This is a genomic window from Boudabousia liubingyangii (assembly GCF_001907245.1).
GTDB classification, from domain to species: Bacteria; Actinomycetota; Actinomycetes; order Actinomycetales; family Actinomycetaceae; genus Boudabousia; species Boudabousia liubingyangii.
In genome coordinates, this window is sequence record NZ_MQSU01000002.1 from 446,623 (window position 1) to 472,893 (window position 26,271).

A 26,271-nucleotide genomic window follows, 5' to 3' on the forward strand; every position below is an offset into this window, starting at 1 on the left:
AGGTGGCGGGCTAACGCATCAGCGTTAGCCCGCCACCTGTTTTAGTACCAGGTTCTATACCTCTTTTAGTACCACGTTCTATGAGTTTGGAATCGGCTCGAATAAACACACCGTTTCGAAATGGTGAGTATCGGGGAACAGATCCAAGATAGTTAGTTTCTGGGGTAGGTACCCTAAGCGCCCTAACTGTTTTGCATCCGCGGCAAAGGCGGCTGGATCGCATGAAACTAGCAATACCGAAAGTGGTTTGGAAGCTACTAATTCTCTAACCAATTGTGCTCCCAGCCCCTGACGAGGAGGATCAGCTAGCACCCGGAAAGGCTTTTGGGGCAGCTGATTTATCAGTTCTCCCAGGGATTGGACGCTAATCTCAGCCGCTAAATGATGTGCCTGGGGCGCATTCTTAGGACCAATCCTTGAAGCCATTTCATTGCCTTCAACCGCTAGCACATAGCGAGAGTGCCCGTCAGTTTGAGCACTGACGACTCGAGAAAGCAGACCGGCTCCTGAAAAGAGTTCTAAAACAGGTTCATCACCCGCAGGCATAAGTTCCCGAACTGTATCGCTCAAGAGTTCAGCTGAGCCTTTACCGGCTTGCCAAAAACCATTTGGATCTGCGGCTAGAAGAGAATCTCCGACTCGGTAATGTACTAACCCTATGGGAATGGGATGGGCGTGCTTGTTATACCACTGTTGACCAATACGGACGAAGACCCCGTCGGCAGTATCAATGATCCTAATCCGCTCAGATTCGTGCAAAAGCTCAGCGAAAGCTGAATCGGAAGAAAAGATTTCATGGTTAGCAATGGCGGCAGTCCCCAGGGGATACTCGTCAACTGCAACTAAATCCATACTGGCAACCTTATGCATGGCGAGGCGGCCGTTTGCGTCAACGACAAACTCAGCTCGAGTTCTTTTCCCATCCTCTCCCTCGAGGCGATGCTGTGCTAAAACAGGTCCCGCTTCCTCGTTAGAGAAAAAGGTCGAAAATGCTTCGGCGGTCTGCCCCGAACCAATTCTACGTAAGGTATCGGCTAATACTTCTGTCTTCCATTGCAACTGATAGGCAGGGTGAACGTGGGCGAGCTCTGCCCCACCTAGTCCGCTTTCGGTAGCGGTTTTCCAGATTGACTCACGACGCCATTCGCTAGGTTCCTTAACCTTCGTAACCTGGGCGAAACGTACCCGGCCTTTTGCATCATAGGTTTTAACGTCAACTAGCTCACCGGGCAATCCTTGACGAACAAAAATCACACCTGAATCATCAAATCCTACGCAGAATCCCCCGTGGGCCGGACGCAATAGTCGGAGATCTTTGATCTCTTGTTCCGAATGCGATTTTTTCCTACGCTGGTTCATGATTCGTTCTGCTCTTTCCCGGGCTTGATGATCTTGACCAAAGAGGTGTCACGATTTTCGTGTCCTAGGCGCCAAGGCACCGCACAGACCACCACTCCGGGGGTAAAGAGCAGCGAGGTCTTTAGCCGTAACGCAGTGTGGTTATGAAGAATATTTTGCCACCAGTGCTCAACTAGGTATTCAGGAATATAAACCACCACTAGATCAGAGGGGTTTCGACGACGCCAGTTCCTGATATAGCGTAAGACTGGACGCGTAATATCACGGTAGGGAGAGTCAACGAAAGTCAATGGAACCGGCAGTCCTGATAGCTCCCACTGCGACTTGAGAGTAGACATTTCCGACTCTTCCAAAGAGACAGAAAGAATCTCTGCACTGGTGGGGTTGGAGGCGCGAGCATAAGAGATTGCGCGCATGGCAGGACGGTTCAGTGAAGAAACTAGCACCACGGCATGCACCCGTGAGGGCAAGATCCGACTGGCTGCAAGATCAGGGGTGGTAAGTTCGGCTTTGGTTTTTTGGTAATGCCGGGAGATAACCAGCATCAAGGTGTAGAGCAAAGCCATCAATACCAAAGCTGCCCATGCGCCCTGGGTGAAACGGGTTAGGAACACGATCAGAAGGACAAAACCGGTAGCTAGATAACCGATGGTATTAATGATCTGGGAGCGCTTGTAGCGACTGCGCTTAACCGCGTCAATTTCTGTCCGTAGAGCTCGTTTCCAGTGTTTAACCATGCCGAACTGAGAGAGCGTAAAGGAAATAAAAACGCCGACGATATACATGTGTACCAGCGTCGTAACGTTACCTTCCAAGACGAAGATCAGGAGCATTGCTCCACCGCCTAGGGCCAGAATACCGTTTGAGTATGAAAGCCGGTCGCCTCGTTTGTAAAGCTGGTGCGGCAGGAATGAGTCCCTAGAAAGTACTGAAGCCAAGACCGGGAAACCATTGAAGGCCGTATTGGCGGCGAGTAAAAGAATTAGACCGGTAGCGACAGAGACAATAATAGAAGCGGTTCGGTTATCGTTGAACACGACTCCGGCTAGCTGTCCCAAAACGGGATCCAAGACTAAGTCGGATGCTACTGGCTCACCGTTTAGGAGGAGCTGTTTACTGGGGTTCTCTACGTATTTAACGCCCGTTACGGTAGCTAAGTGTACAACCGAAAGTAGCATGCCAATGGAGATGACTCCGATTAATCCGAGGGTGGTCGCAGCATTCTTCGACTTTGGTTTCTGGAAGGCTGGGACACCGTTGGAAACAGCCTCGACACCGGTAAGCATGACGCAGCCAGAAGAAAAGGCGCGCGCTACCAAGATCATTCCACCTAGGGCCATTACAGTCCCAGAATAAGCTGGGTCTGGGATTAGATCGTAGGCTGCGGTGGGAGCTTGTCCCAACGTTCCATGTGATTCCTTGATTAACCCCACCGCGACCAGAACGAAAACCACGGCCATATAGAAGTAAGTGGGTATCGCAAATCCAAGACTTGATTCTCTTAGTCCGCGAAGATGAGCAAGCACCAGTAAAGCAACGATCCCCAGTGCGATCAGGGTTCGATAGGGTGCTAGGTTATCGAAGGTAGTGGTTAGGTAGGTCGCCCCTGCCGAAATAGAGACGGCTACGGTTAAAAAGTAATCAACGACAAGGGCCGAAGCCACAATTAGACCTGGTTGGTGCCCAAGGTTTTTGGTTACCACATGGTAGTCGCCGCCGCCCTCAGGGTAGGCGTGGACGGTTTGCCGGTATGAAAGAACTACAATGCCCAGTAAAACTGCGACGGCCACGGCAATCCAGGGGGATAACAAAGTAGCCCCTACGCCGGCAATTGCTAACGTAAGGAAGATTTCATCTGGCGCGTACGCAATCGAGGAAAGCGCGTCCGCAGCGAATGCAGGTAACGCTAAGCTCTTAGGCAGTAGCGTTTGCGATAACTGCGAAGAACGGACCGGCTTGCCAACCAAGACCCGTTTTACTTTTCTTAAAACATCGTGCACAAACAATAACTCTAAAGGTCCAGCGGCATTTAGGAAACTCCAGACCGCGATAAGTAACCGCTTTGATATCGATTCGTGCCATTGAAACTGCGTTTAAGCCCGGATTCAGGTAATCTGCTTGCGTGCATTTCGTTATTATGGGCGCTGGCCGAGTGGGTGCTTCCCTAGCGGTCCAGCTTGATTCAATGGGACATTCTGTCGCTGTCATCGACCAAGACGCGGACGCCTTCCGTCGTCTACCGTCTGATTTCGGTGGCCGCCGCGTAACCGGCTTAGGTTTCGATCGAGACTCACTGCGTCAGGCGGGCATTGAGGATGCTTACGCCTTTGCCGCAGTTTCTAACGGTGACAACTCCAATGTGATTGCCGCGCGTGTGGTTCGGGAAACCTTCGGTGTTAAGCGCGTGGTGGCACGCATTTACGATCCCAAGCGGGCAAAGGTCTACCAGCGCTTAGGAATCCCCACCGTAGGTACCGTACGCTACACCAGCACGGAAATGCTACGTCGGATGCTTCCGAACGTCACCGATGTCGTTTACGCTGACGACAATTCTCAGCTTCAGATTGTCCATGAAGTAGTTAGTGAAGAATGGGCAGGGAAAAAGCTAAAGACCTTCGAAGATGAGTACCGGACACGGGTCGTCTACGTCCGTCGTCAGGGCCAAACGCTACTGGCTAATGACGCTCTAGCCTTTGTCGAAAATGACGAGGTTTTCTTCGCAGTTGCTAAGGAAGATCGAGTACTTGCGGTGAAGGCTCTACAGCGTCCGCCCCTACCTGAAGAAGTGAACAAATGAAAATTGTAATTGCCGGTGCAGGTTCAGTCGGCCGCTCGATTGCCCGAGAATTGCTCTCCCATTCGCACGAAGTAACTCTTATCGACAAGAATCCTAGTAAGTTGCGTGTAGCTTCAGTAGCAGAAGCAGACTGGATCCTTGCTGATGCCTGCTCCCCCGACGCGCTTGAAGATGCTGGACTTCAAACTGCAGATGTGATTGTGGCCGCCACCGGTGATGACAAGGCGAATTTGGTTATCTCCTTGCTGGCTAAGTCTGAGTTCGCTGTACCTCGCGTGGTTGCGCGCGTAAATAACTATGTAAATGAATGGATGTTCGATGCCACTTGGGGTGTCGATGTACCGGTTTCTACTCCCCGGTTGATGACGGGTCTGGTGGAAGAAGCGGTTACCCGTGGCAAGCCCGTTCGAATCTTCACCTTTAACGAAGCACGCGTAGATCTTTTCGCCGCAGTATTGGGTGAACGCTCTTTGATGATCAACGAAAGAATCGGCGACCTTGCTCTTCCTCCCGGTGTGGTACTTTCCGCCCTACTACGTGACGGTAAACCGATTGCACCGAATCCGGACGGGGTTATCGTAGAAGGTGACGAACTACTATTCCTAGTTCCTCGATCCAATCCGGAACTCCTAGCGCAGGTTACGCGACTAGTAGAAGATCCGGTTCAAGAAGAAGTCCCCTCCGACTCTGAAAAGACTTCAGAAGAAGACTGAGCCGATAATGCTCGCTGGTCTCTTTTGAGAATATCAGTCAGTGGGCAGCAGATCGTAGCGAGGGTTGATAATCGTTGCTACCCCGTCGAGTTTTGCCACGACTCCGGAAACCACTAGTTGAGCACCAGGCACGATTCCGGCGATTTCCGCGCGCCCCATCCAGATCAGACGAATCGTTCCGGTTCCGTCATAGAGAGTCGCAGTTAGGGCTAGAGAAGCCCCTGGCGGGCTAAAAGTCAATGATTGGATCGACCCAATCAGTGTTGCTCGTTCACGAAACTCTACTTGGGAGATTGGAATAGTGCCCCGGGATTGTCCCTGCGCACCGATTACTTCTCGCTGAACCTCATCATGGTGTTCATCGTGCTGGCGACCACTCTGGACGCGAGCACGAATACTGCTGATCCACTCCCGTAACACGAGCGTTTATTCCTCATGCTCCATGGGTAGAGTAATTGGAAGCGGAGTAAAGGGCGGATGCGGAGCATTACCGCGCTCGATACGGACTTGATCCAAGAATTCATCAATCATCTTGGCCGCGGCCGACTCAGGGTCCACCGCCGGACCGTGAAAACCAAACTGTGCCACCCAACGGGGGCCAGAAGCGCCAGCAAAACGAATCGTACCAGTACCGACTCGGCCGTCAGGGGTTTCAACCGGAAGATCGACTAAAACATCAGTACCGTAACGGGATTTTCCTTCGCGAACGGTCAGACCTTGCTCTTCATAGGCGGCAATGATCTGCTCACGACGATCTTCCCAAGTACCCGAGGTTTTGGGGGCAGCAAAGACCGAAATTTGAACTGCTGAGTTCCCGATGATAAAGGTGATGAACTCGAAAGGTGGGTTCTCGCTGGGCAAATTTACCTGCATCCCTTCAACGGGACGAATCTTTAGCACACCTAGGTCAGCGAATCCCCCTTCGAGGAGTTCTTCAGGTTTGAGTTCTTGAGGTCCTACTGCAGGGGTCGACTCTTCGGCCTCAACAGTTTCACTAGTAGCCTCTGTGGAGGCAGAGGGCGCGATCGTTTCTGCTTCCGTTGCAGATTTCTTCCTGCTGAATAGTCCCATTAGAACTCCTTAAATCTTTAGCTGAGTATTATTCGGCGCACTCAGTGCACACGGGGAGACCGTCACGGACTTCCGCCAATTGGCTACGGTGGTGTACTAGGAAGCACTCAGAACAAGTAAATTCATCTTCCTGCGCTGGGATAACCTCTACTGACAGTTCTTCCTTAGAAAGGTCAGCACCAGGTAGCTCGAAGCCTTCAGCGGCTTCAGCTTCGTCTTCATCCACAACGTTCGAACCAATATCTGCGCGGCGAGATTTCAGTTCTTCAATCGAGTCGGCAGATTCTTCTTCTTCGTTCTTCCGCGGAGCATCGTAATCAGTTGCCAATGTATTCCCTTCCCTTATCTCATGGACCGCATCAATGTGAATGCATATTAGCGGGCTGTAGAGACAATAGCAAAGTGGAAGATAAATACCTAATTTTCAGACACTCCGCAGGATTCAGACCCAGCGCCACAAATCCATGACAATCTATGACTAGCGCTAATTTGGGAGGTAATATGCAAGAACTCGAGCTCTTAGGGCTTCATAGCGATAACCAGCATCTGGTACTAACGGACCCGCAGGGTGCCCGCTATATGCTGCCTTTAACTGACCAATTACGGGCCCTAGCCAAAACTAGTGTGACGGTAGCGCTTCCCGAGCCGGAAACCTCGTCGGCCTCCTTGCGTCCTCGGGAAATCCAAACCTTGATTCGCGCTGGGCTTACTCCCGCTGAGCTGGCCGCAACCTATGGCCTAGAGGAAGCTAGCGTTAAGCAGTTCGAAAGTGCCGTACTTTCCGAACGCCAGTTCATTGCCGGTCGCGCCAAGAAGACCGCAATTGCCATGGAAGCCGGCGCTCCCACGCTGGAAGAAATCTGCACCGACCGACTGGCCACCCGCGGCGTAAATATTAACGACCTAAAGTGGGACGCTACTCGCGCCTCCAATGAGCCCTGGGTGATTCACCTTTACTTCTCACAGGCGGCCAATGAGCTCACCGCCACTTGGCAGTATGATTCCCACCGCTCAGAGCTAACCGCTTTGGACGAGGAAGCTCGCTGGCTAACCGAGGGAGCCACCCTCCCGGCTCCCCTCTTTAACGGCCATCCTCGCTACGAACTAACCCCCGAGGATCCCGCAAGCTTCCCGCCAGCACCTCCAGCTCAGTCAGATAGCAAGTCTGCTTCCGACGTTTCGCTTCCCAGCTCTGCTGGTGGAGCCTCCACTTCCGCCTCACAGTCTGAGATGGAAGAAACGCGCATCGTTTCTTTGCTTGAGCGGCTAAACGCTGCTCGCGGAACTCGCCAAGAAGTCCCGGTGGGCGACGAAGAAGGTATTGCCCAGGCCGAGGCAGAAGTCGATGAGCTGATCCGTAACGGACGACTACATCTTCAAGAGGTTGCTTCACTAGATTCAGAGAAGGACCAGTCAGAGTCTCGGCAGCTCTTCGATTCCGTACTCTTGGGCGCTGACGCTTCGAAGCCGGAAACGGTAAAGGCTGGGGCAGCTAAGCAAGCGGAGAATAAAGAGGCTGAGACGTCCCAAGAAGCTACCTCGGAAAATAGCGAGACTGCGGAAGATAAACTTACTGAAGCAGACCCCGTGTTGCCGGGATTTGAGGCTCCCGCTGATGCAGGAGCTTCTAATAAGCCCAAGGAACCTGCAAAGAAAACTAAGAAGGGGCGCCGTTCAGTACCCGGGTGGGATGAGATCATTTTAGGAACCAAAACCGACTGAAGCTTTTCCAGCGAGTACGCCCGGGTAGGGTCCTGGCCTAAACTTCCGCGAAGGGAACTAGCATTTCTATGCTGGTCAATGAACCGTGGACACCGGGAAGAGTCGGGGCGGTTGGTTTACCACTACGGCCATCGAAGAGTGTGTAATCCGATTTCATCATCACCATGAAATCACCGGTTTTATCGCTCTTTCCGCCTAGGGCCATACTCTGTTCTTCAGCATTTAGCACCCAAGCTTTACCTGCTAGTTCTTCCTTCCAGGCCTCATAAGTTACGCCTGGGTCCTGCCCCTCGTCTAGGTGGACGTGCAGGCACCTGGGCTCACCTGCTAGGAATTTCACTCCGGCGGCCAGATGGGAAGAGTTAGCTAGATAGATCTGTTTGCTAGGATCAGCATTGACCATGCCGTGATCGGCCATGATGATAAATTTCGTTTTTTCGCTTAACTCACGACGCATCTGCATCACTAGTGAATCGATTTCTTCTAGTTTTGCTAGCCACTGGTCGCTGCCTACTCCATGAGCGTGCCCCGCGTGATCAACCATATTGGAATAGAGATAGTTAAAGCCCGTGGCAGAGTTGCTCTTCAGTTTCGCTAAGGCGGAGCGTAAATCTGCCGCTTCAACCAGTTCAGCCGATTTCATGGCTGCGGTGGTCAATCCGGGACGATGATACTTAGCTGGCAAAAAGGCGCGTGCCGGAATCCCGGATTCTTGCAGTTTGGAGAAAATACTGGGTAGCGGCTGGTACTCCCCCGGGTCTACCGGAGCATTGAGGAAGTTAAGCAGGTTGAAGAGTTTGTTTCGGTAGTAAACCTGGTAGCCAACCATGTTGCTCTGTGCCGGCTTCGCGCCCAAGAGTGTGCTGCTGATGGCCGCAGCTGTCGTGGAAGGCATTGAGGTGGCCATCGGCTGGGTATCTTTGATGACCGACCAAAGATTCCGGGCATAGGCACGATAGTTAGAGATTAACTCATACCCTAGGCCGTCCACCATCAGCAAGACTAGCGAATCCCCGTGCCCAAGGTCTAGCTCTCCGGAAGTCTCAGTTGCAGTGGCTCTCAGATAGTTTTCAATGGCTGGTTTGACCTGGAAAACGCTGGGGTTCTGTCGGTAGCTCTGAAAACAGTCCTGAAACTGGGTGTCTATCTGGTGACGTTGGTCCGTGCTGGGAAGACCGGGCATTGAATTCATACCTAGCAGTGTACTAGCTCTTGAGCGCTTATCTGAATCTGGTTGTCGACTTGGGTCTGCTTTTGTTACCTTTGGGGGCTTATTTCACTTGTTTTACCGCGCTTTTCCGGCGCGGCACAACGGTTTTTAACAGTTTATTTGTAAAGATGTAACCATGGCTGATAAGGAACAAGATTCGACAATCATTTTGGATACTGACGTCTCCCAAGAAATGGAGAAGTCCTTCCTCGAATACGCTTATTCAGTTATCTATTCTCGAGCCCTGCCGGATGCCCGCGATGGTATGAAGCCGGTTCAGCGACGCATTGTTTATCAAATGAGTCAGATGGGGCTTCGTCCCGATCGCGGCCATGTTAAATCCCAACGTGTCGTTGGTGATGTCATGGGTAAATTGCACCCGCATGGTGATTCGGCCATTTATGATGCCTTGGTTCGTTTAGCGCAAGACTTTTCTATGCGTGTCCCCCTAGTTGATGGACACGGTAACTTTGGTTCTTTGGATGACGGGCCCGCAGCCCCGCGTTATACCGAAGCGAGGATGGCGGCACCGGCCCTGGACTTGGTGGCGGATCTTGACGAGGATGTCGTCGACTTTGTTCCTAATTACGATAACCAGTTCATGCAGCCAGCCGTCTTACCTGCGGCTTTCCCGAATCTTTTAGTAAATGGCGCCTCCGGCATTGCGGTTGGCATGGCTACCAATATTGCCCCGCATAATCTGGGTGAGGTGTGCCGCGCAGCCTGTTACCTGCTGGAGCATCCTGAGGCTTCACTTGAAGAGCTGATGATGTATCTGCCTGGGCCTGACCTTCCGACGGGTGGCACCATTGTCGGACTGGAAGGTATCAAGGAAGCTTATGAGACCGGCCGCGGTGCTTTCCGAACCCGAGCTAAAGCCCAGATCGAGCGTATTTCTGCCCGGAAGATGGGGATTGTCGTCACTGAACTCCCCTATTTAGTTGGCCCTGAACGCGTTATTGAAAAGATCAAGGATGTAGTTAATAGTGGCAAGGTCAAGGGTATCTCTGCCGTAACGAACTTGACTGACCGCCATCATGGTTTGCGTTTGGTAATTGAGATTAAACACGGCTTTAACCCGGATGCAGTTTTGGCTTCCCTCTATAAGCACACGCCGCTAGAGGATTCGTTCTCCATTAATGCTGTGGCTCTGGTTGATGGACAGCCGCGCACCATGGGCGTTAAGGAAATGCTGCGGGTGTACTTGGACCACCGACTGGAAGTTATTCTTCGCCGCACCAACTTCCGCTTGCATAAGCGCCTAGATCGCCTACATCTAGTGGAAGGCCTTTTGATTGCCGTCCTAGACATCGACGATGTCATTGCCGTGATTCGTTCTTCGGAAGATACCGCTACGGCTAGAGTCCGCTTGATGGATATTTTTGAGCTCTCTGAGCTACAGGCAGAGCATATTTTGTCCTTGCAGCTGCGCCGTCTAACCAAGCTAGCCCAGCTAGAGCTAGAGGCAGAACGCGATCAGTTGAACGATGAAATAGCCCAGCTGCAAAAGCTCCTAGACTCGCAGGCTTTGCGTAACGAGTTGCTAGTTAGTGAGCTGATGGAAGTTGCTAAACGTTTGGACACTCCCCGTCGGACGATTCTGTTGGCCGATGACGGTTTAGAACAGCTTGCTGATATTCCTCTAGAGGTTGCTGACTCACCTTGCCAGGTAGTGCTGACGCCTTCGGGCACCCTCCTTCGAGTTGAGGGCGAAGAACCGATTCCTACCGACGGTGAGCGTAAGACTTTCGATACGTTGCTCTCAGTACTACCGACCACTAATCGTGCTCAGATCGCAGTGCTGGATGAAACTGGCGTTGCGCATAAGCTGGATGTTTTGACGATTCCTTCAATTCCGCGCAGTGCTGATTCGATGTCTCTTGCAGGTGGCACTGATGCACGTCTGTTGGTTAAGACTTTGACGGAACGTCCATTGGCTTTGGTTTCCCTTGCCGAGGACGCCGCTCCCCTAGCTGTCGCCACTTCTACTGGTACCGTTAAGCGTATTCGCCCGGAGCATCCCACATCGAAGGAAACTTGGGAAGTAATCACTGGGCTCTCAAAGGGAGAAACCCTAAAGGGTGCCGGTTACGCACCTGATGATGCCGAACTCGTGTTTATTGCCGATGATGCTCAGCTACTACGCTTCTCTGCCAGCCTGGTTCGACCACAGGGTATCAACGCCGGCGGTATGTCGGGTATCTCGCTGAAGTCTGGTGCTAGCGTAGTTTGTTTCGGGGTGGTGCCAGCAGATAAGCTTGAAACTGCGACTATCCTGACCGCTACCAGCGGTGAGGGCGGTTTATTAGGCGAGGACGTCCCCGTAGTCAAGGTCAGCCCGCTTTCGATTTACCCGCCTAAGGGCAGGTCAACTCAGGGTGTTCGGGCGATGCGTTTCTTGACCGGCCAGAATGAGCTTTCTGCTGCTTGGCTTTGCCCGGAGTCCCCGAAGGCCATCAACCAGATGGGGGCGGCCGTTGCTTTGCCGGATCTTTCTGAAAAGCGAGATGGTTCTGGTACGGCAATTGCAGAGACTATTTTCCACGCTGGATGAACCTGCTAAGTTTTACCTGAGGAAGCCATTTCCCAGTTAAAAGGTGAGAGGTCCTTTAGCGGCCTTGAGCGTACTAACCCAATTGCCCTTGCTTACAAGCCACTTAACGGTTGATCTTCTTGGTGTATTCCCGTTCTTGGTTTCCCGCTGAGAACCCCAGTGATCCGAATAGTTTGGTGGCGGCTAACTCGTGGTGAGAGGAAACTGCGGTAGCCACTTTATCTAGGCCAGCGGCCTTTGCAGCATGCATCGTGGCCGATACTAGTTCTTTTGCCACATCGGTTTGACGCCATGCTAAACCAACTTCTAATAGGTCAATATAGCCTTCTTGCCACCCTAGAACTTCCCAGTCCTGTTCATACTTGGCTGCCAGTAGGAAACCTGCCACTCGGGTTCTATCAGTGCTCCGGTCTAGGGCAATAAATGATAGCTCGGGGGCAAAGTCGGGGCGATTTGCTTTCCATTGTTCAAGGTTTCGCCCGATAGAGTTAACCGCTCCGGGAGCGAATTCTAGCGCGGCCAATCGAACCAGATTCTCCAGATCCGGATTCCAAGGCTCAATCTTGATTAGCGGCCCGGGGGTGCCGGGTTCTGGCAGGGCCTTAAGGTCGCTGCGCATTTCATGAAGTGTGTATGACCAACTGTATCCTTGTGCCTCTAAGATATGTTCCCATTCTGCTGAATGATTAGCTGCTGAGCACAGGATTACCACAGGCACTCCGGGAGGTAGTAGTCGTGCTAGGTACTCCCCCGCTTCACCTTGGAACTGAGCGATAATGGATCCGATTCCACGACCCCGATAGTCGTGAGTTACCGCTCCGTTGCAGCGAACTTCAAAGGGATCGGCCAAACGCAAACGGGCATGTAGGAATGCTTTAGGGGTACCATCCTCAGTTTCACCCACGATTCCCACCCAATGTTGTGTCTGGGCAAACAGCTGATTGATTTCAGCTAAGGTGGTGCGGTAAGGCGGGTTGTCGACCTCTTCGATTAAATGGAAAAGATTGTAAACCACGTCTTGGTCATCGGATTCCATCCAACGCCAAGTAAGCCCTCCGGAGGGCTCCGGCAAGCGAATCTCGAAATCGTTCATCAGAGCACGACCGAGTAGTAGGTATAAGAGCTCTTCGGTTCAAAGCCAATGGCAGTGTAGATTTGCCCGGCTGCCGATGGATTATCTACGTCCACATCAAGTCCGAAGCTTTGCATGCCGTCTTCCCGGGCGCGCTCAACGGCATGAGAAAGCATTGCTCGTGCTAGCCCCTTGCCACGGTGGGAACGCGAAACTCCTACAAGCTCTGCGTAAAGTTCTTTAACTCCGGTGAGCATCCAGCGGGAAACGGGTCGAGCAACCACACAGTAACCAGCGAGTTCTCCCTTTTTGTCGCGGACGATGCAGGACCAGCGACGGTCTAGGTTATCCATGGAATCGTCCCACCATGAGAGGGTGGTTTCTTGGGATCCCCAATGATCTTGGAAAGTTTCTTGATGTAGTTGACGAACTTCCTCAACTGCGCATCCTTCGGGCCAAGGATGGAATTCGTATTCATCATTTAGCCGGTAGGTAACTAAGGGGCGAGCTAGATCCGCATACATGACGTCGAAAGTGCGTTCAGGAGTATAACCGGCAGCAATAAATAGCGATCGGGCCGAGTCATTATTGCCAGCTACGGCAGCAGAGATCTTTACCACCTGCTGCGAATCAGGCCCATATTCCTGGAGTATTAGGGAGCGAGCGGTCTGGTCCTGCCAACGTAGCAGCACTCGTCCTAATCCCCGACCTCGCCAAGAAGGAGAAACTGAAGCATCGAGAGTTACCGAAATCTGCTTTGTGGCCTTAAGAGGCAGGTAAACAGTTGCGGCAGCTTGCACTTCACCGCAGTTGTCTAGCCCAACGATAGTTGAAATTAGAGTGCTTTCGGTCCATCCCTCAATCATATCGGCGATGGCCGCATCCGAGGTTGGGTAGGTCGCTAAATCAAAGGATTGCGACTTGCGAATCAGAGCAGCAAGAGAAGGCGCGTGGCGAGCATCAAGCGATTCCCATTTCAGACCTAAATGTCCGGGAGGCATCTCAACCGCGGTAGAGATATTCAAACGCTCTTGTAATGTGCTCATAGCATCTATTCTATCTTCTAAATAACTTTTAGGACCGTAGACCTATATTAGGCGTCAATGTCATCCAGTGCTAGCTGATTCGCACCATTAACAATAAATTCCTTACGTGGCGCGACTACTGAACCCATTAAGAGTTCGAAAGTTTCTTCAGCCTGCGTTAATGCGGCCTCGTCAGCTAGGGTGATCCTCCTGAGCGTTCGACCACTTGGGTCCATGGTAGTCTGAGCCAGTTGGTCCGCGTCCATCTCTCCAAGCCCCTTATAGCGTTGAATCGGTTCTTTGTAGGCGCGTCCCGAACGCTTGAGTTTCTTCAGCAGAGCGTTAAGTTCGTCTTCGCTATAGGTGTAGACGTATTCTTTCTTTCGGCGTCCAGTTGCCGCGATCTCCACCCGATGTAGTGGCGGTACCGCTGCGTATACTCGTCCAGCCTCGATAAGTGGTCGCATGTACCGGAAGAATAGGGTCAACAGTAGAGTTCTAATGTGGGCACCGTCGACGTCAGCATCGGTCATTAAAATGATCTTGCCGTAGCGAGCTGCATCTAGGTTAAAGGTACGTCCTGAACCAGCGCCGATTACTTGGATAATCGCCGAGCATTCAGCATTGGCCAACATATCTGCAGTTGAGGCCTTTTGGACGTTGAGGATCTTGCCACGAATCGGGAAGAGTGCCTGGAATTCGGAGGAACGAGCCAGCTTTGCGGTGCCTAGTGCCGAATCGCCCTCAACGATAAATAGCTCGGACTTCTCAACCTCATTTGAACGGCAATCTGCTAGTTTTGCCGGTAAGGAGGAAGTTTCTAGGGCATTTTTACGACGGGAAATCTCTTTATGGATGCGCGCAGATTGCCGGGCTTTCATTTCGCCGACGATCTTCGTAAGCAAATTAGAGTTCTGCTGCTTGTCGTCGCGCTTATTGGAGCCAAGTTGAGTCTTTAGCTCAGAAGTAACCACCTGCGAAACTACCTGTCGAATCTGCGGAGTGCCTAGGATTTCCTTGGTCTGGCCCTCAAACTGTGGTTCCGGGAAGCGAACGGTTACTACCGCAGTTAAACCTGCTAGGATATCGTCCTTTTCGAGGCGGCCATCCTTGGCAGTAATCTTTAGTTTTCGGGAGTTCTTTTCGACTTCCTTTCGGAAAATCTTTAGAAGCGCCTGCTCGAATCCAGCCACATGTGTACCACCCTTGGGGGTAGCAATAATATTTACATACGACTTTACTTGGGTTTCGTATCCGATCCCCCATCTTAGAGCGCATTCGACTTGGCAGGTTCGTTCAACGTCGCCGGCAACTAGATGCCCAGAATCATCGAGCTGTTGCACCGTTTCGACATAGGTACCTGAACCAGTGAATCGCCAGGTATCGGTCACCGCCGTGTCTTTAGCTAGGTAGTCAACATAATCAACAATCCCACCATCAAAGCAGAGAGTCTCCTCAACCACGTCAGAAGTGCGTTCATCACGCACGATCAGGGTTAGGCCCGGGACTAGGAAGGCAGACTGTCGGGCGCGTGCCAGCAGGGTGTCAAAGTCGAAATCAACGGTCTTGGGGAAGATCTGATAATCAGCCCAGAAACGGACTCGGGTGCCGGTTACGCCGCGTTTCGCCTTTCCGACTACCGCAAGTTCTGAACTGTCTGTGAAGGGGGTAAAGGGACTCGAAGGAGTGCGCCCTTTAGCATCGTCAAATGTCCCTGGCTCGCCCCGGCGGAAGGACATTCCATAAGTCTTTCCAGCACGGTCGACTTCGACGTCTAGACGGGCCGAAAGTGCGTTAACTACCGAGGCGCCCACCCCGTGTAGACCGCCGGAAGAGGTATAAGAGCCGCCACCGAATTTGCCACCGGCATGTAGTTTGGTGAAAACCACTTCTACACCGGTTAGGCCCACTGATTTAACGATGTCAATCGGGATACCACGGCCGTCGTCTTGGACTGAGACGGAGTGATCGTCGTGAAGAGTAACTCTAATAGTTTTGCAGTGCCCTTCCAGGGCCTCATCGATCGCATTGTCGATAATTTCCCAGACACAGTGCATAAGGCCACGGTGATCGGTAGAGCCGATGTACATGCCGGGGCGTTTACGGACTGCTTCGAGTCCTTCTAGGACTGAAAGATGCCGGGCAGTATATTCCTCACTATTTTTACTCACGGGTACATTCTATTTGGGATTAGCCGATTCTTCGGTATTCGCACGCCGTATGGGCTTTATTCGAGGGGAAGCTAACTGATGGTTGCGCCGCCGGCGAAAGCTGCTTCAATATCCAAGGTTTTCTGAAAAATCATGGTGAAATGATTGGTATGACTATGACAGAAGAAGTTTCACAGAATCTTGAAGATACTCGTGACACCGATACGCTTTCTGCGGCAGACCGCTGTGATGCCTGTGGCGCGCAAGCGTATGTACGTGTCCAGGTAGGCGACTTTGGCGAGCTACTTTTCTGCGCCCACCATGCCCGAAAGCATTCGGAAGCACTTAGTAAAGTTGCGGAAGTAGTCACTGACCAAACTTCACTCTTGCAGTAAATCAAGTTTTTAAGTTTTTGGGGCGGTTGAGTTTAACTCAACCGCCCCAAAAACTTTATTAGATTATTCCGAACCAGTTAGATAACTCTTCAGGTTCCAGACACTTTCGGCTCCAGAGATTAAGCCCGCTAGGAAATCCTCTCTGAGCCCTAATCAGTCTAGGTAGTCGCGCAATACTTGAGAACGCGACGGGTGACGAAGTTTCGACATGGTCTTGGATTCGATCTGTCGAATACGTTCACGGGTAACACCGTAAACCTTACCAATCTCGTCTAGGGTCTTAGGCTGTCCATCTCCCAATCCAAAACGCATGCGGACCACGCCGGCTTCACGTTCAGAGAGGGTACCTAGGACCTGCTGTAGCTGTTCTTGTAGCAGCGTGAAGGATACAGCTTCAGCCGGAACGATAGCTTCGGAGTCTTCAATTAGATCACCGAATTCGCTATCACCGTCTTCGCCTAGCGGAGTATGCAGCGAGATTGGCTCACGTCCATACTTCTGAACTTCAACCACCTTATCGGGGGTCATATCCAGCTCTTGAGCTAGTTCTTCAGGGGTAGGTTCACGGCCTAGGTCTTGAAGCATCTGACGTTGGACTCGAGCCAGCTTATTGATGACTTCCACCATGTGGACGGGGATACGAATAGTTCGTGCCTGGTCTGCCATCGCGCGGGTAATCGCCTGGCGAATCCACCAAGTAGCGTAAGTAGAGAACTTAAAGCCCTTGTTGTAATCGAATTTTTCAACCGCGCGGATTAGGCCTAGGTTACCTTCCTGAATCAGATCAAGGAAGAGCATGCCGCGTCCGGTGTATCGCTTCGCCAGTGAGACCACTAGACGCAAGTTTGCTTCTAGTAGGTGGTTCTTGGCATTCTGTCCGTCTCGAGCAATCCACATCAGCTCGCGACGGAGCTTGGAGGGCATCATATCGCCTTCGCGCTTTAGTTTTTCTTCTGCGAATAGACCTGCTTCGATTCGCTTTGCAAGATCAATTTCTTGGTCAGCGGTTAGTAGCGCAACCTTACCGATTTGCTTTAGGTAGTCCTTGACAGGATCTGCGGTAGCGCCGGCCACGGTTACCTGCTGCGTGGGGCCATCATCGTCCGTATCAGAGACTACGAAGGACGATGCTGCCATTGAAGCTTGAGCCATAGCCTTGGCATTCGCTTTTGCTTCGGCATGCTCGTCTTCTTCATCATCGATGTCATCGATCTCATCTTCGTCGTCATCCTCATCGTCTAAGTCAACATCAAGGTCGTCATCAAGATCGAAATCTTCATCGACATCAATATCTAGGTCATCATCAAGGTCAGAATCGTCTTCCAGAGGTTCCTCGGTAATAGGTTCTTCCTTGGGAAGTTCTTCTTCTTTAGCTACGGTTTTGGAGCTCTTGCGAGTCCGGGTTGTCGTAGTCTTTGCCTTCGACTTTGCGGCAGGCTTCGTGGTCTCTTCTTCGGCTACCGGCTCATCCTTTTTAGCAGCAGTACTCTTAGTAGCCTTCGCAGCGCGCTTAGCCGGGGCCTTTTTAGCGGCCTTGGGTTTAGCTTCTTCTGCAGCACTCTCCGCAACTTCAGTCTGCACGTCGTTTGACTTTTTGGCAGTCGTTGACTTCGTCGTGGCTTTGCGAGTACGTTTTGCCGGCGCCTTTGGGTTATCTTCTGCAGCAATTTCCTCAGATTCGGCTTTTTTAGCGGCGGCCGCACTTTTGGTACTTTCCTTAGGAGCGGCTTTTTTCGTTGCTGCGGCCTGGGTTTTCTTGGACTTAGCTGAAGTTTTAACCTCTTCGGTTTCCGAAGTTTTATCAGCTGTCGTAGTCTTTTTAGTCGGCACGGAGCACCTTTCGTGAGTTACGTGACTTTTAACTGTACGTTTCGTCTGCCGTCAATTATAATCTGCGCACCCGAAAATTGCGCATTCAGTTCGCGGTAACGGTAACCACCGGGCAGGAAGCGTTTAGTAGAATTTGACGTGCGTTAGGACCAATCTGTACTGCCCCCGCAGCGGCGCTCTGAATGCCCATTACGATGTAGCGGGCCTGCTGTTCCTGAGCCAAGGCTAAAATCTGTTTGGACAGTTCTGCTTCACCGGCAACTCGATGCACCTCGAACTCAATTTCGGTGTTTTCAACCTGTTCCCATAGAGCTTGATTTTCCGCCTCAATTTCGTGGTTATCATTGGGAGTTGGCGCCAGAATGTGCAATTTTAGTTGTTCTTGCGAGGCTAGCGCCATGGCTGTTTGTAGCGCCTGCTCAGATTCCGGGTTCTTAAAATATCCCAATACCACCGACATAACTTGCTCCTATATTTTTGCCCTTGCCATCATTCATATGGAACCGTCCATTTTACTGTAAGTTGGAGGATTTCCCGCATTCTGCTACTGTCACTCACATGAGTGATCGCTTTAGAAACTATGGCAAACATCATGAAGCCTATCAGAAAAGCATTAGGGAAGAAATTTCTCACCATCTAGAACAGACATTCTCAGCTCATGATTCGCAACTCTGGTTAGCGCTAAGGGAGCTAGTCACCCGCAGTCTTTCGGGAGGTAAAGGACTGCGAGCCACCTGCGCTTTCCTTGGATTTCAACTGGCGCAGGAAGACGAGGTTGCTCCCGCCCCAGAGAATCTAGTAGCCCTAGGTGCTGCACTTGAGACTTACCAGGCTTCCGCGCTAACTCATGATGACTATATCGATCACTCTGAGCTACGACGAGGCAACCCCTCAGTGCCTGCGCTAGCGCACCAACTAGCCAACAGGTTGGGATTAGCCCCTAGCGCTCAAGAATATGTTTCCGCGGCTGCCACGTTCGTTGGAGATTTAACTCTGGGCATGGCCTTTGAGTTCTTGGGTAACGCAGTTCAAGGGCTTGAGGAATCGGCTTCCCTACTTTCGACTTTTGCCACCATGACTTCCCGGGTCGCAATCGGCCAGTATCTTGATACTACGCTTGACTTCACTTCTGCAGACTCGTTAAGTCCCGCAAAAGCATTAGAGGTAATTAGCTATAAAACGGCAGGTTACTCTGTCATCACGCCTGTCTGCTTGGGTGCCATTTTGGGCGGGATGCCGTCCGAGGACGTTCGCCAACTTGAAGCTGCTCTCGCACCTTGGGGTTTTGGCTTCCAACTTCGCGATGACCAGTTAGGAGCTTTTGGCATCTCTAAAGAGACCGGTAAGCCAACTGCTTCAGACTTGAAGAACGGTAAGCGAACCGTGTTAATGGCTCGTACCCTTGAGATTCTTGAGCAGGAGGATCCCCAGGCGAAAGCTGAGCTCGTTGAGCTACTTGCACCTAGGCGCTCACGAACGGAACAAGACATCGCCCGGATGGCAGAGCTACTAGCGGAAGTGAGCTCTCAAGAGCTTCTAGAAAAAGAAATCGCAACGCTGGCTGAGGAGGGTGAAGCAGCCTTAGATCGTTTAGATTTCATCTCTCCAGAGGCACTTGCACAGCTTAAATCGCTGGGCCAGAGCCTCCTGTGGCGGCGCGTCTAAGCAAAGCTGGCACGCTCTTTCCTCGGCGTGGATACTGGGAAAATTTAATCCTCACGTAAAATATCTTTTGTGAACGATGAGCAGGAACCCCAAAGTCCAAGGTCGGAGGACGGCGCCACTACCCCGGCGTCGACACCAGTACCTGTCGTTTCTGCTGCGCTTACAGACCCGCTAATCGGGTTAGTGATCGACGGGCGTTATCGCGTTGATTCACTTCTAGCCCGAGGCGGAATGGCCACGGTTTACCGCGCCTTTGACGAGCGCTTGGAGCGCGAAGTCGCAGTAAAGGTACTTTATCCACATCTGGTTGACTCGGGTTCTTTCCTCGCTCGTTTCCAAAAAGAAGCACGATCTGTTGCGCGTCTAATCCACCCGAATATCGTCACGGTATTTGACCAGGGGGAGTTACCTGGTACCGCTTATATCGTCATGCAACTGATCGATGGTCCCTCAGTCAGAGAGCTGATCGATCAAGATGCCCCCTTCACTTTAAAGCGTGCACTGGACCTAACCGAAAAAGTTTTGATCGGTCTTCAAGCTGCCCACAGTCAAGGCATTATTCACCGCGATATCAAGCCGGAAAATATTCTCCTCTCCCCTGATGGTACTCCGCAGATTGCTGATTTCGGATTGGCTCAGACGATTTCGCAAACCTCAGGAGCGACGTCGCATACGCTTCTGGGCACGGTTGCCTACGTGGCGCCGGAACTTATCACCAAGGGGGAATCCGATGAGAGATCGGATCTATATGCCCTTGGGATTATGCTTTTTGAAATGCTCACGGGTTCGGTTCCTTTTAAGGGCGCGAACGCTATCAATATTGCCTATGCGCATGTATCGCAGTCTGTGCCCCCGATTTCCCAAATCGTTGATTGGATGCCCACTGAGGTTGATGAGTTCCTCTCCTCTCTTACTGCGCAGGATCCAGAAGAGCGGTTCGAGAGTGCGCAAGCTGCCCTTGCAGATCTTCGTTTACTGCTTCCTGAGTTATCTAATGACCTTTTACACCGTCGCTTTACGGTTCCTCAGGCTAGCAATCAACCTGAAAAAGATCATGCCCCTACCGCCCGACTAAATGTCCCCTCGGGTACGGCTCGTCTGCCCTTCCTAGAGAAGTCCCAAAAACGACTGAACTCTGCGCCTACTGCCCCGGCTGATTTTCCTGGCCCCAAAGCTAGTACTGACTCAACTTCTGCTGCTGCCCTACCTGATGCCGGTAAGTCGGGTCATTCCGATTCTTTGCCTCGACGCAAGTGGCCGTGGTTGCTTTTCTGGATATTCCTGATTGCAGGAGTTAGTTCTGCTGGTTCCTGGTGGTACTTAGAAAAGGGACCGGGTGCTTACTATCCAGTTCCCCAACTTCAGGGGCTTACCCAAGAGCAAGCCGACGAGCTCCTGAAAGAGAATGGCCTTTCCGTAACTGCCGAAAGTGATTTTTCAGATTCGGTACCAGCCGGAAAAGTCATTGACACTCTCCCCGTTGCGGGAGAGAAACAGTATAAGAATGACCCGGTCCTAATTCGCATTTCAAAAGGTGTTGAAATGCTGACTGTTCCTGAGCTCATCGGCGAAACTAAAGAGGCAGCGCTAAAGAAGCTAGCCGAGGCACGTTTCCAAGCTGGAAATATCACTGAGGAGTTCTCCGAGGACGTGCCGGCAGGCGTTGTTATCGCCACCCAACCGGGCGCAAATACCACCCTAAAGCATGACTCTTCCGTCGACTTAAAGATTTCAAAGGGTCGGCAGCCCTTCGCAGTTCCTAATCTGGTAGGCAAAACACGCGACGCTATCGATACTTCTGAGAATCAGCCTTTTAAGTTTTCCTTCAGTGATCAGTTCTCAGATACGGTTCCGAAGGGTGTGGTGATCTCTCAAGAGCCAGCCGCTGGCACCAACAAGTATCGAAGTGACGAGGTCAAGGTCGTAATCTCTAAGGGACCGGAACTATTCCCCGTGCCCGCGGTGTTTGGAAAGAGCCAGAAAGAAGCTACTAAGATGCTGCAAGAAGCCGGGTTTAAGGTCAAGATTGAAAAAATCTTCGACGGTGTCTTTGGTACCGTACGGATGACCCGCCCGGGCAAGGGTACGATGCTCCCCAAGGGAGCAACTGTGACCCTAGTGGTGATCTAGCACTTACCTAGCATTTGGGCGACCAAGAAGGCCAGCTCTAGGGACTGCTGGTGGTTTAGTCGCGGGTCAACTAGCGTCTCATAGTTATCAGCCAGGGCGTCTTCGGTTAGTTCTTCGGCGCCACCTAGCACTTCAGTTACGTCATCACCCGTGAGCTCTACGTGAATACCACCGGGGATTGCCCCCTCGTTCACCACGATCTCAAAGAACGCTGCTACCTCATTCATGATGTCGTCGAAACGACGAGTCTTGTACCCGGTACCGGAGGTCACGGTATTACCGTGCATGGGGTCGCAGATCCAAAGCACGGGGATGCCGGCAGCCTTTACCTCGCGTACCAGCTGTGGTAGACGTTCGTAAATCTGCTTTGCCCCCATGCGGGTAATTAGGGATAGCCGCCCAATCTCATTATTTGGGTTAATAACCTTTGAGAGGGCGATAACGTCCTCGGCGGTAGCGGTGGGTCCGAGTTTTACGCCAATGGGGTTACGGACCGAAGCGCACTGTTGCACGTGTGCACCGTCCAACTGTCGGGTACGCTCCCCAATCCACAGGTAGTGGGCGGAAGTGTTGTAAAGGTCGCCGGTACGCGAGTCTACGCGGGTCATAGCGTCCTCGTACTCAAGCAAGAGCGCCTCATGCGCTGAGTACAGGTCAACGAAGGAAATCGCCTCAAAATCAGATCCCACGGCCTCCATGAAACGTAGGGCCCGATCAATTTCTCCAGCGAGGTTCTCATAACGAGCATAGGCCGGATTATCGGTGAAACCACGATTCCAGTTATGGACTTGACGTAGGTCTGCATAACCGCCACGGGTAAAAGCGCGAATTAGATTTAACGAGGTCGCCGAGCGCTGGTACATCTCCATTAGGCGATGGGGATCGGGACGGCGTTCTTCTGCAGTAAAGCCAAACCCGTTTACCGCGTCACCGCGGTACGACGGCAGACTGATGCCGTTACGAGTTTCTAGGTCGGAAGAACGCGGTTTTGAGTACTGTCCCGCGATGCGGCCGATCTTAACCACAGGCATAGAGGCACCGTAGCTAATGACAACGGACATCTGCAAGATCGTCTGGATCTTGGCGCGGATCTTATCTGCGGTAGAACCGACGAAGGTCTCCGCACAGTCGCCGCCGGTTAGAATGAATGACTTGCCTTCAGCTGCGGCTGCTAGGCTACGGCTAAGCTTGTCGACCTCACCGGCAAAAACTAAAGGTGGCCGGGTCTTTAGGTCAGAAGTGACTTGGTTGAGTTCTTGATAGTCCTCATACTTCGGTTGTTGGAGGGCAGGTCGTCCCCTCCAGGCGTTACGTTCGTCTGGGACACTCGAGGTTTCAAAGGTTTCAGTCACCCTGTAATGATAAACGAAAAACCTGCATCTCTACCGATTATCTCGGCGAGATGCAGGTTTTATCACTGAATTTGAATCAGTGAGCAGCAGAATTGTCTGCCGGCTCTACTTTCTGACCAATTTCGTCCATTAGTTCGGTGAACCAAGGCTGAGTAATGTCGAAGGGCTTGCCGCCGGCGATACGCGGGAAAGCAATCGCGCAGAGCTCGTCATTGTTTTCTTCGTCATGACCGATTACGCCGGATTCGCCGCGTAGCGCGCAGTCCACGGCAAGATCAGTCATGGACTTAATCAGGTCTAGGTCACGCTGGTTAGCGCGCGAAGAGCGGGAGAAGTAGCCGGACTTCTGAACCATAACCTTCTCTGCACCGATACGCTCAGCAAACTGCTTAGCGAACCAGTTACCGGGGTTAATGGTGTCTAGCTTTACGTGACCGAAGGGGTCACGCTGTACTTCTTCACCGGCAGCTTCTAGTTCAGCGATGATCTCGGGGACGCCGGCACCTTCAGAAAGGAAGATGTTTACGTTGCCCTTTTCGTCCATGATCTGGCGAAGACGCTTAGCTTCTTCTTCGATCTCGATCTTCATTTCGGGTAGGAAGATAGCGTGGATGTCCCAACGATCCTGGGAAAGACCAATTGAGGGGACCCATTCCTGGGTCTTCAACCACTCGTGGTATTCCTTTGCGGCAGCGGCGGTTAGCCAGCCACAGTGACGTCCCATTACTTCGTGGATGATAAGCATACGGGGGTTCGAACGGTGTTCGCCGATAATGTTTTGGGCGAACTCGGCAGCTTCTTCAGCTGCAGTGTAGGCACCCAGTGACTGACGAATCGGAACGACGTCGTTATCGATGGTCTTCGGTAGACCAACTACGGTTAGCTGGTAGCCGTTTTCACCTAGGTAGGCAGCTAGGTCAGCAGCGGTGGTGTTAGTGTCGTCGCCACCGATGGTGTGCAGCACGTCCACGCCGTCCTTCTTTAGCTGGTTAGCCGCAAACTCTAGGGGGTTGACGCCTTCTTCGACTAGACCACGCTTAACTAGGTCTTTGGCGTTGGTTAGCTTAACGCGAGAGTTACCAATGGGAGAACCACCGAAACGGTGTAGGACACCAGCTAGTTTACGAGCTTCCTCGTCAACCACTACGTAGTTGCCGGTGAGCAAACCGTGGTAGCCGTTTTGGTAAGCGATAATCTCAATGCTCGGATCAAGCTCGTGGTAGCGTTCAATTAGGCCGCCAACAGCAGACGATAGGCAGGGAGCAAACCCGCCAGCAGTCAAAAGGGCAACGCGACGTACAGTCATTCTGGAATGCCTTCCTATTCTTTCAGTTTTCATTTTCGGCGCTAAGCGCCAAGCTTAGGATGCTGCGCACCCATCACCCTGCCAGTTTACGTGGCTGCCTGCGGGTACGCTGAACAAAACCTGCCTTAAGCGGGTTTTTCTTTCGACTCGTTCTTCTTTGCCACCTCAATTGCGTCAGGAGTCCCAGGAACCGGGCCCGCAAACTTTCCTTCCGCGGCCATTCGGGCCTTCACCACTGAAGCATACTCATCGGAGTATTCCTGCCCTGAAAGGTCCATGAGGCTATACATGATTTCATCAGTAACCGCCCGCAAGACGAAACGGTCTCGTTCTAGACCACGATAACGAGAGAAATCTAGCGGCTGTCCAACCCGAATCCCAACCCGGTGAAGACGAGGAATCCTAGTACCAATCGGCTGGGCGATATTGGTGTCAATCATCGCTACTGGAATCACGGGAGCGCCGGAGCGCAAAGCTAATTTGGCAACGCCGGTACGACCTCGGTAAAGCTTACCGTCGGGGCTTCGGGTGCCTTCTGGGTAAATACCGAAGAGCTCTCCTTGGGCGAGCCGTGCCAGCCCAGCGTTAAGTGCTGCTTGAGCTGCCTTGCCACCCGAACGGTCCACAGGAATGGTGCCCACAGAGCGCATAAACTTGGCAACTAGTTTTCCCTTAAATCCCTTTCCGGTGAAGTAGTCCCCCTTCCCCATGAACACAACTTCGCGTTTGATCATCAGGGGTAGAAAAACCGAGTCAAAAACAGCTAGGTGGTTGGAGGCAATAATTGCCGGACCATCATCAGGAATATTTTCAACGCCTTCAATCCAAGGTCGATACAGGGCCTTGAGGATCGGACCAGCTACGAGTTTTAGTAGTCGATAAAACACGTGTTTTCTCCTGTGTTCGATGTAATGATCCGCCTTTGAGCATCACATTTATGCTGCAATGTATTATATGATACATGGTCGCTCACAATAAATTTGGGGATTCACTCCCCCATCCCGAAAACTCGAAACGGAATCATAGTTGGAAGGAAAAACGAGCACAGAAACGATTCGATACAGAGTTTTCAGAGATCGCCAAATCCCTAGCCTCAGATATCGATGAGGAAGACCTTGAACGGGCCTTAGAAGATGAGATGGCCAGCAGACAGCGCGGCACTCTAGGAGGACCAAGGGATTACGAACTTGTGGAGCCAGACGATACCTTTGTACCGCCTGAGCCACCAAAATTCAGCTCACTTTGGAGCGCCAAGCTAGGATTTATCATCCTTGCCTTAACTTTACTAGTAGGCCTGCTGATCCTAGGGGTTTTTGAGATAGTGCTCCCCGTCTGGGGACGTGTACTACTTCTTATTCTGCTAGCGGCTAGTGTTTTAGGAGCTGCGCTCAGCCCAAGATCTGGCGGACGGCCTCAGTGAGCGCAGCGGCATTGATCGGCTTCAGCAGAGTCTTGGTAGCTCCGGCTCCACGGGCTAGCCATTCATCTTGCTGACGGGCCACTACGAATAACAGCGGAGGAAGTTCGGCATAGGTTCCCGCTAGAAGATGACCGACAGACATGGCACCGTCTTTTTGAACCTCGCCATCGAAGATACATAGTTTGATGTCCTCTTCGGCATCAAAATGATTCATTACACCTGGAGAGGTTGCTGCCTCGAGGAATTCATAGGTCTCGCTTCCAGCCCAAGGATTAGGACCGAGCGCAGCAATCACCTGAGACCGGAAAGTCGAATCATCACTGAATACCAGAATCTTGGGAGTATTGTTTTCGCTCATGTCGTTCCTTTGGGTTCTACGTTATAACTTCACCAAACGCTAGTATTTTACGCTGGCAGAGGTGAGATGAGCGAGTTTTGGCGCACATATTCAAGATATGTTAAAACAGTAGTGAAAGAGGGACCCTAGTCCCAGACCCGAA

23 protein-coding genes are annotated in these 26,271 nt (G+C 51.9%); 8 read left to right on the plus strand and 15 right to left on the minus strand.

What is annotated here, in order from left to right:
- Window positions 1-78: 78 nt before the first annotated feature.
- Complete coding sequence (locus tag BSR28_RS04440) at window positions 79-1,359, minus strand: class I SAM-dependent RNA methyltransferase (RefSeq protein WP_073713453.1); 1,281 nt, start codon at window positions 1,357-1,359, stop codon at window positions 79-81.
- Entirely contained in the window at window positions 1,356-3,359 is a 2,004-nt protein-coding gene (locus BSR28_RS04445; RefSeq protein WP_158020323.1) for an APC family permease, read from the minus strand. Before BSR28_RS04445 ends, BSR28_RS04440 begins: the two co-directional genes overlap by 4 nt.
- Window positions 3,360-3,481: 122 nt before the next feature.
- Here BSR28_RS04445 and BSR28_RS04450 point away from each other — a divergent pair, with 122 nt between their 5' ends.
- Complete coding sequence (locus BSR28_RS04450) at window positions 3,482-4,156, plus strand: potassium channel family protein (protein ID WP_073709853.1); 675 nt, start codon at window positions 3,482-3,484, stop codon at window positions 4,154-4,156.
- Window positions 4,153-4,869 (plus strand): potassium channel family protein, encoded by a 717-nt coding sequence (locus tag BSR28_RS04455; protein ID WP_073709852.1) that lies wholly within the window; start codon window positions 4,153-4,155, stop codon window positions 4,867-4,869. Before BSR28_RS04450 ends, BSR28_RS04455 begins: the two co-directional genes overlap by 4 nt.
- A gap of 33 nt (window positions 4,870-4,902) precedes the next feature.
- Here the strand turns inward: BSR28_RS04455 and BSR28_RS04460 are convergent, their stop codons facing one another.
- Genes BSR28_RS04460 through BSR28_RS04470 form a run of 3 tightly spaced genes read right to left on the minus strand, consistent with a single transcriptional unit; the run spans window position 4,903 to window position 6,268 of the window.
- Window positions 4,903-5,289, minus strand: coding sequence for an OB-fold nucleic acid binding domain-containing protein (locus BSR28_RS04460; RefSeq protein WP_083563035.1), 387 nt, complete (start codon window positions 5,287-5,289; stop codon window positions 4,903-4,905).
- A 6-nt stretch (window positions 5,290-5,295) separates the two neighbouring features.
- Complete coding sequence (locus tag BSR28_RS04465; protein ID WP_073709851.1) at window positions 5,296-5,940, minus strand: DUF3710 domain-containing protein; 645 nt, start codon at window positions 5,938-5,940, stop codon at window positions 5,296-5,298.
- Between the two features lie 28 nt (window positions 5,941-5,968).
- Window positions 5,969-6,268, minus strand: coding sequence for a DUF4193 domain-containing protein (locus tag BSR28_RS04470; protein WP_073709850.1), 300 nt, complete (start codon window positions 6,266-6,268; stop codon window positions 5,969-5,971).
- 173 nt (window positions 6,269-6,441) lie between these two features.
- Here BSR28_RS04470 and sepH point away from each other — a divergent pair, with 173 nt between their 5' ends.
- Window positions 6,442-7,662 carry a septation protein SepH gene (sepH, locus tag BSR28_RS04475; RefSeq protein ID WP_073713455.1) on the plus strand — a complete coding sequence of 407 codons (1,221 nt, stop codon included), beginning with the start codon at window positions 6,442-6,444 and terminating at the stop codon, window positions 7,660-7,662.
- A gap of 37 nt (window positions 7,663-7,699) precedes the next feature.
- Here sepH and BSR28_RS04480 read toward each other — a convergent pair whose 3' ends face one another.
- Window positions 7,700-8,854: an alkaline phosphatase family protein gene (locus BSR28_RS04480; RefSeq protein ID WP_083563039.1), complete on the minus strand. Its 1,155-nt coding sequence runs from the start codon at window positions 8,852-8,854 to the stop codon at window positions 7,700-7,702.
- A 154-nt stretch (window positions 8,855-9,008) separates the two neighbouring features.
- Here BSR28_RS04480 and BSR28_RS04485 point away from each other — a divergent pair, with 154 nt between their 5' ends.
- Entirely contained in the window at window positions 9,009-11,426 is a 2,418-nt protein-coding gene (locus tag BSR28_RS04485) for a DNA gyrase/topoisomerase IV subunit A (protein WP_073713457.1), read from the plus strand.
- 103 nt (window positions 11,427-11,529) lie between these two features.
- Here BSR28_RS04485 and BSR28_RS04490 read toward each other — a convergent pair whose 3' ends face one another.
- From BSR28_RS04490 to BSR28_RS04500, 3 genes are read right to left on the minus strand one after another with little or no spacing between them, the layout of a single operon-like run.
- Window positions 11,530-12,519 (minus strand): GNAT family N-acetyltransferase, encoded by a 990-nt coding sequence (locus tag BSR28_RS04490; RefSeq protein ID WP_073709846.1) that lies wholly within the window; start codon window positions 12,517-12,519, stop codon window positions 11,530-11,532.
- Window positions 12,519-13,544: a GNAT family N-acetyltransferase gene (locus tag BSR28_RS04495; RefSeq protein ID WP_073713458.1), complete on the minus strand. Its 1,026-nt coding sequence runs from the start codon at window positions 13,542-13,544 to the stop codon at window positions 12,519-12,521. Before BSR28_RS04495 ends, BSR28_RS04490 begins: the two co-directional genes overlap by 1 nt.
- Before the next feature lie 47 nt (window positions 13,545-13,591).
- A complete protein-coding gene (locus tag BSR28_RS04500) occupies window positions 13,592-15,694 on the minus strand; it encodes a DNA gyrase/topoisomerase IV subunit B (RefSeq protein ID WP_073713459.1) in 2,103 nt (700 codons plus the stop codon).
- Between the two features lie 149 nt (window positions 15,695-15,843).
- Here BSR28_RS04500 and BSR28_RS04505 point away from each other — a divergent pair, with 149 nt between their 5' ends.
- Window positions 15,844-16,068, plus strand: a complete 225-nt coding sequence (locus BSR28_RS04505) for a DUF7455 domain-containing protein (RefSeq protein ID WP_244891672.1) — start codon at window positions 15,844-15,846, stop codon at window positions 16,066-16,068.
- A 153-nt stretch (window positions 16,069-16,221) separates the two neighbouring features.
- Here the strand turns inward: BSR28_RS04505 and BSR28_RS04510 are convergent, their stop codons facing one another.
- Together BSR28_RS04510 and BSR28_RS04515 are read right to left on the minus strand one after the other, a co-directional pair.
- On the minus strand, window positions 16,222-17,898 hold the full coding sequence (locus tag BSR28_RS04510; protein WP_073713460.1) for an RNA polymerase sigma factor: 1,677 nt from the start codon (window positions 17,896-17,898) through the stop codon (window positions 16,222-16,224).
- Between the two features lie 85 nt (window positions 17,899-17,983).
- Entirely contained in the window at window positions 17,984-18,358 is a 375-nt protein-coding gene (locus BSR28_RS04515) for a universal stress protein (RefSeq protein ID WP_073709842.1), read from the minus strand.
- 98 nt (window positions 18,359-18,456) lie between these two features.
- Here BSR28_RS04515 and BSR28_RS04520 point away from each other — a divergent pair, with 98 nt between their 5' ends.
- Both BSR28_RS04520 and pknB read left to right on the plus strand, forming a co-directional pair.
- The gene (locus BSR28_RS04520; protein WP_073709841.1) at window positions 18,457-19,563 is read left to right on the plus strand and encodes a polyprenyl synthetase family protein; all 1,107 of its coding nucleotides are present in this window, start codon (window positions 18,457-18,459) and stop codon (window positions 19,561-19,563) included.
- 69 nt (window positions 19,564-19,632) lie between these two features.
- Entirely contained in the window at window positions 19,633-21,693 is a 2,061-nt protein-coding gene (gene pknB, locus BSR28_RS04525) for a Stk1 family PASTA domain-containing Ser/Thr kinase (RefSeq protein ID WP_143237576.1), read from the plus strand.
- Here the strand turns inward: pknB and BSR28_RS04530 are convergent.
- The 3 genes from BSR28_RS04530 to BSR28_RS04540 all read right to left on the minus strand — a co-directional run bounded on the left by BSR28_RS04530 (window position 21,690) and on the right by BSR28_RS04540 (window position 25,238).
- Window positions 21,690-23,045, minus strand: a complete 1,356-nt coding sequence (locus tag BSR28_RS04530) for a class II 3-deoxy-7-phosphoheptulonate synthase (protein WP_073713461.1) — start codon at window positions 23,043-23,045, stop codon at window positions 21,690-21,692. The two genes, pknB and BSR28_RS04530, sit on opposite strands and share 4 nt — an antisense overlap.
- A gap of 76 nt (window positions 23,046-23,121) precedes the next feature.
- Window positions 23,122-24,351 (minus strand): pyrophosphate--fructose-6-phosphate 1-phosphotransferase, encoded by a 1,230-nt coding sequence (locus BSR28_RS04535; protein WP_073713462.1) that lies wholly within the window; start codon window positions 24,349-24,351, stop codon window positions 23,122-23,124.
- A 125-nt stretch (window positions 24,352-24,476) separates the two neighbouring features.
- Window positions 24,477-25,238, minus strand: coding sequence for a lysophospholipid acyltransferase family protein (locus tag BSR28_RS04540; protein ID WP_073709838.1), 762 nt, complete (start codon window positions 25,236-25,238; stop codon window positions 24,477-24,479).
- A 74-nt stretch (window positions 25,239-25,312) separates the two neighbouring features.
- Here BSR28_RS04540 and BSR28_RS08920 point away from each other — a divergent pair, with 74 nt between their 5' ends.
- Entirely contained in the window at window positions 25,313-25,771 is a 459-nt protein-coding gene (locus BSR28_RS08920) for a hypothetical protein (RefSeq protein ID WP_073713463.1), read from the plus strand.
- On the opposite strand, the gene BSR28_RS04550 is transcribed toward BSR28_RS08920, so the two are convergent.
- On the minus strand, window positions 25,740-26,129 hold the full coding sequence (locus tag BSR28_RS04550) for a hypothetical protein (protein WP_073709837.1): 390 nt from the start codon (window positions 26,127-26,129) through the stop codon (window positions 25,740-25,742). The two genes, BSR28_RS08920 and BSR28_RS04550, sit on opposite strands and share 32 nt — an antisense overlap.
- Between the last annotated feature and the right edge of the window lie 142 nt (window positions 26,130-26,271).

Coding starts and splice junctions, on each gene's coding strand:
- BSR28_RS04440 (WP_073713453.1), bottom strand. CDS start 1,359: ATGAACCAGCGTAGGAAAAAATCGCATTCGGAACAAGAGATCAAAGAT.
- BSR28_RS04550 (WP_073709837.1), bottom strand. CDS start 26,129: ATGAGCGAAAACAATACTCCCAAGATTCTGGTATTCAGTGATGATTCG.
- BSR28_RS04535 (WP_073713462.1), bottom strand. CDS start 24,351: ATGACTGTACGTCGCGTTGCCCTTTTGACTGCTGGCGGGTTTGCTCCC.
- BSR28_RS04465 (WP_073709851.1), bottom strand. CDS start 5,940: ATGGGACTATTCAGCAGGAAGAAATCTGCAACGGAAGCAGAAACGATC.
- BSR28_RS04520 (WP_073709841.1), top strand. CDS start 18,457: ATGAGTGATCGCTTTAGAAACTATGGCAAACATCATGAAGCCTATCAG.
- BSR28_RS04480 (WP_083563039.1), bottom strand. CDS start 8,854: ATGAATTCAATGCCCGGTCTTCCCAGCACGGACCAACGTCACCAGATA.
- sepH (WP_073713455.1), top strand. CDS start 6,442: ATGCAAGAACTCGAGCTCTTAGGGCTTCATAGCGATAACCAGCATCTG.
- BSR28_RS04515 (WP_073709842.1), bottom strand. CDS start 18,358: ATGTCGGTGGTATTGGGATATTTTAAGAACCCGGAATCTGAGCAGGCG.
- BSR28_RS04485 (WP_073713457.1), top strand. CDS start 9,009: ATGGCTGATAAGGAACAAGATTCGACAATCATTTTGGATACTGACGTC.
- BSR28_RS04490 (WP_073709846.1), bottom strand. CDS start 12,519: ATGAACGATTTCGAGATTCGCTTGCCGGAGCCCTCCGGAGGGCTTACT.
- BSR28_RS04505 (WP_244891672.1), top strand. CDS start 15,844: ATGACTATGACAGAAGAAGTTTCACAGAATCTTGAAGATACTCGTGAC.
- BSR28_RS04495 (WP_073713458.1), bottom strand. CDS start 13,544: ATGAGCACATTACAAGAGCGTTTGAATATCTCTACCGCGGTTGAGATG.
- BSR28_RS08920 (WP_073713463.1), top strand. CDS start 25,313: ATGGTCGCTCACAATAAATTTGGGGATTCACTCCCCCATCCCGAAAAC.
- BSR28_RS04455 (WP_073709852.1), top strand. CDS start 4,153: ATGAAAATTGTAATTGCCGGTGCAGGTTCAGTCGGCCGCTCGATTGCC.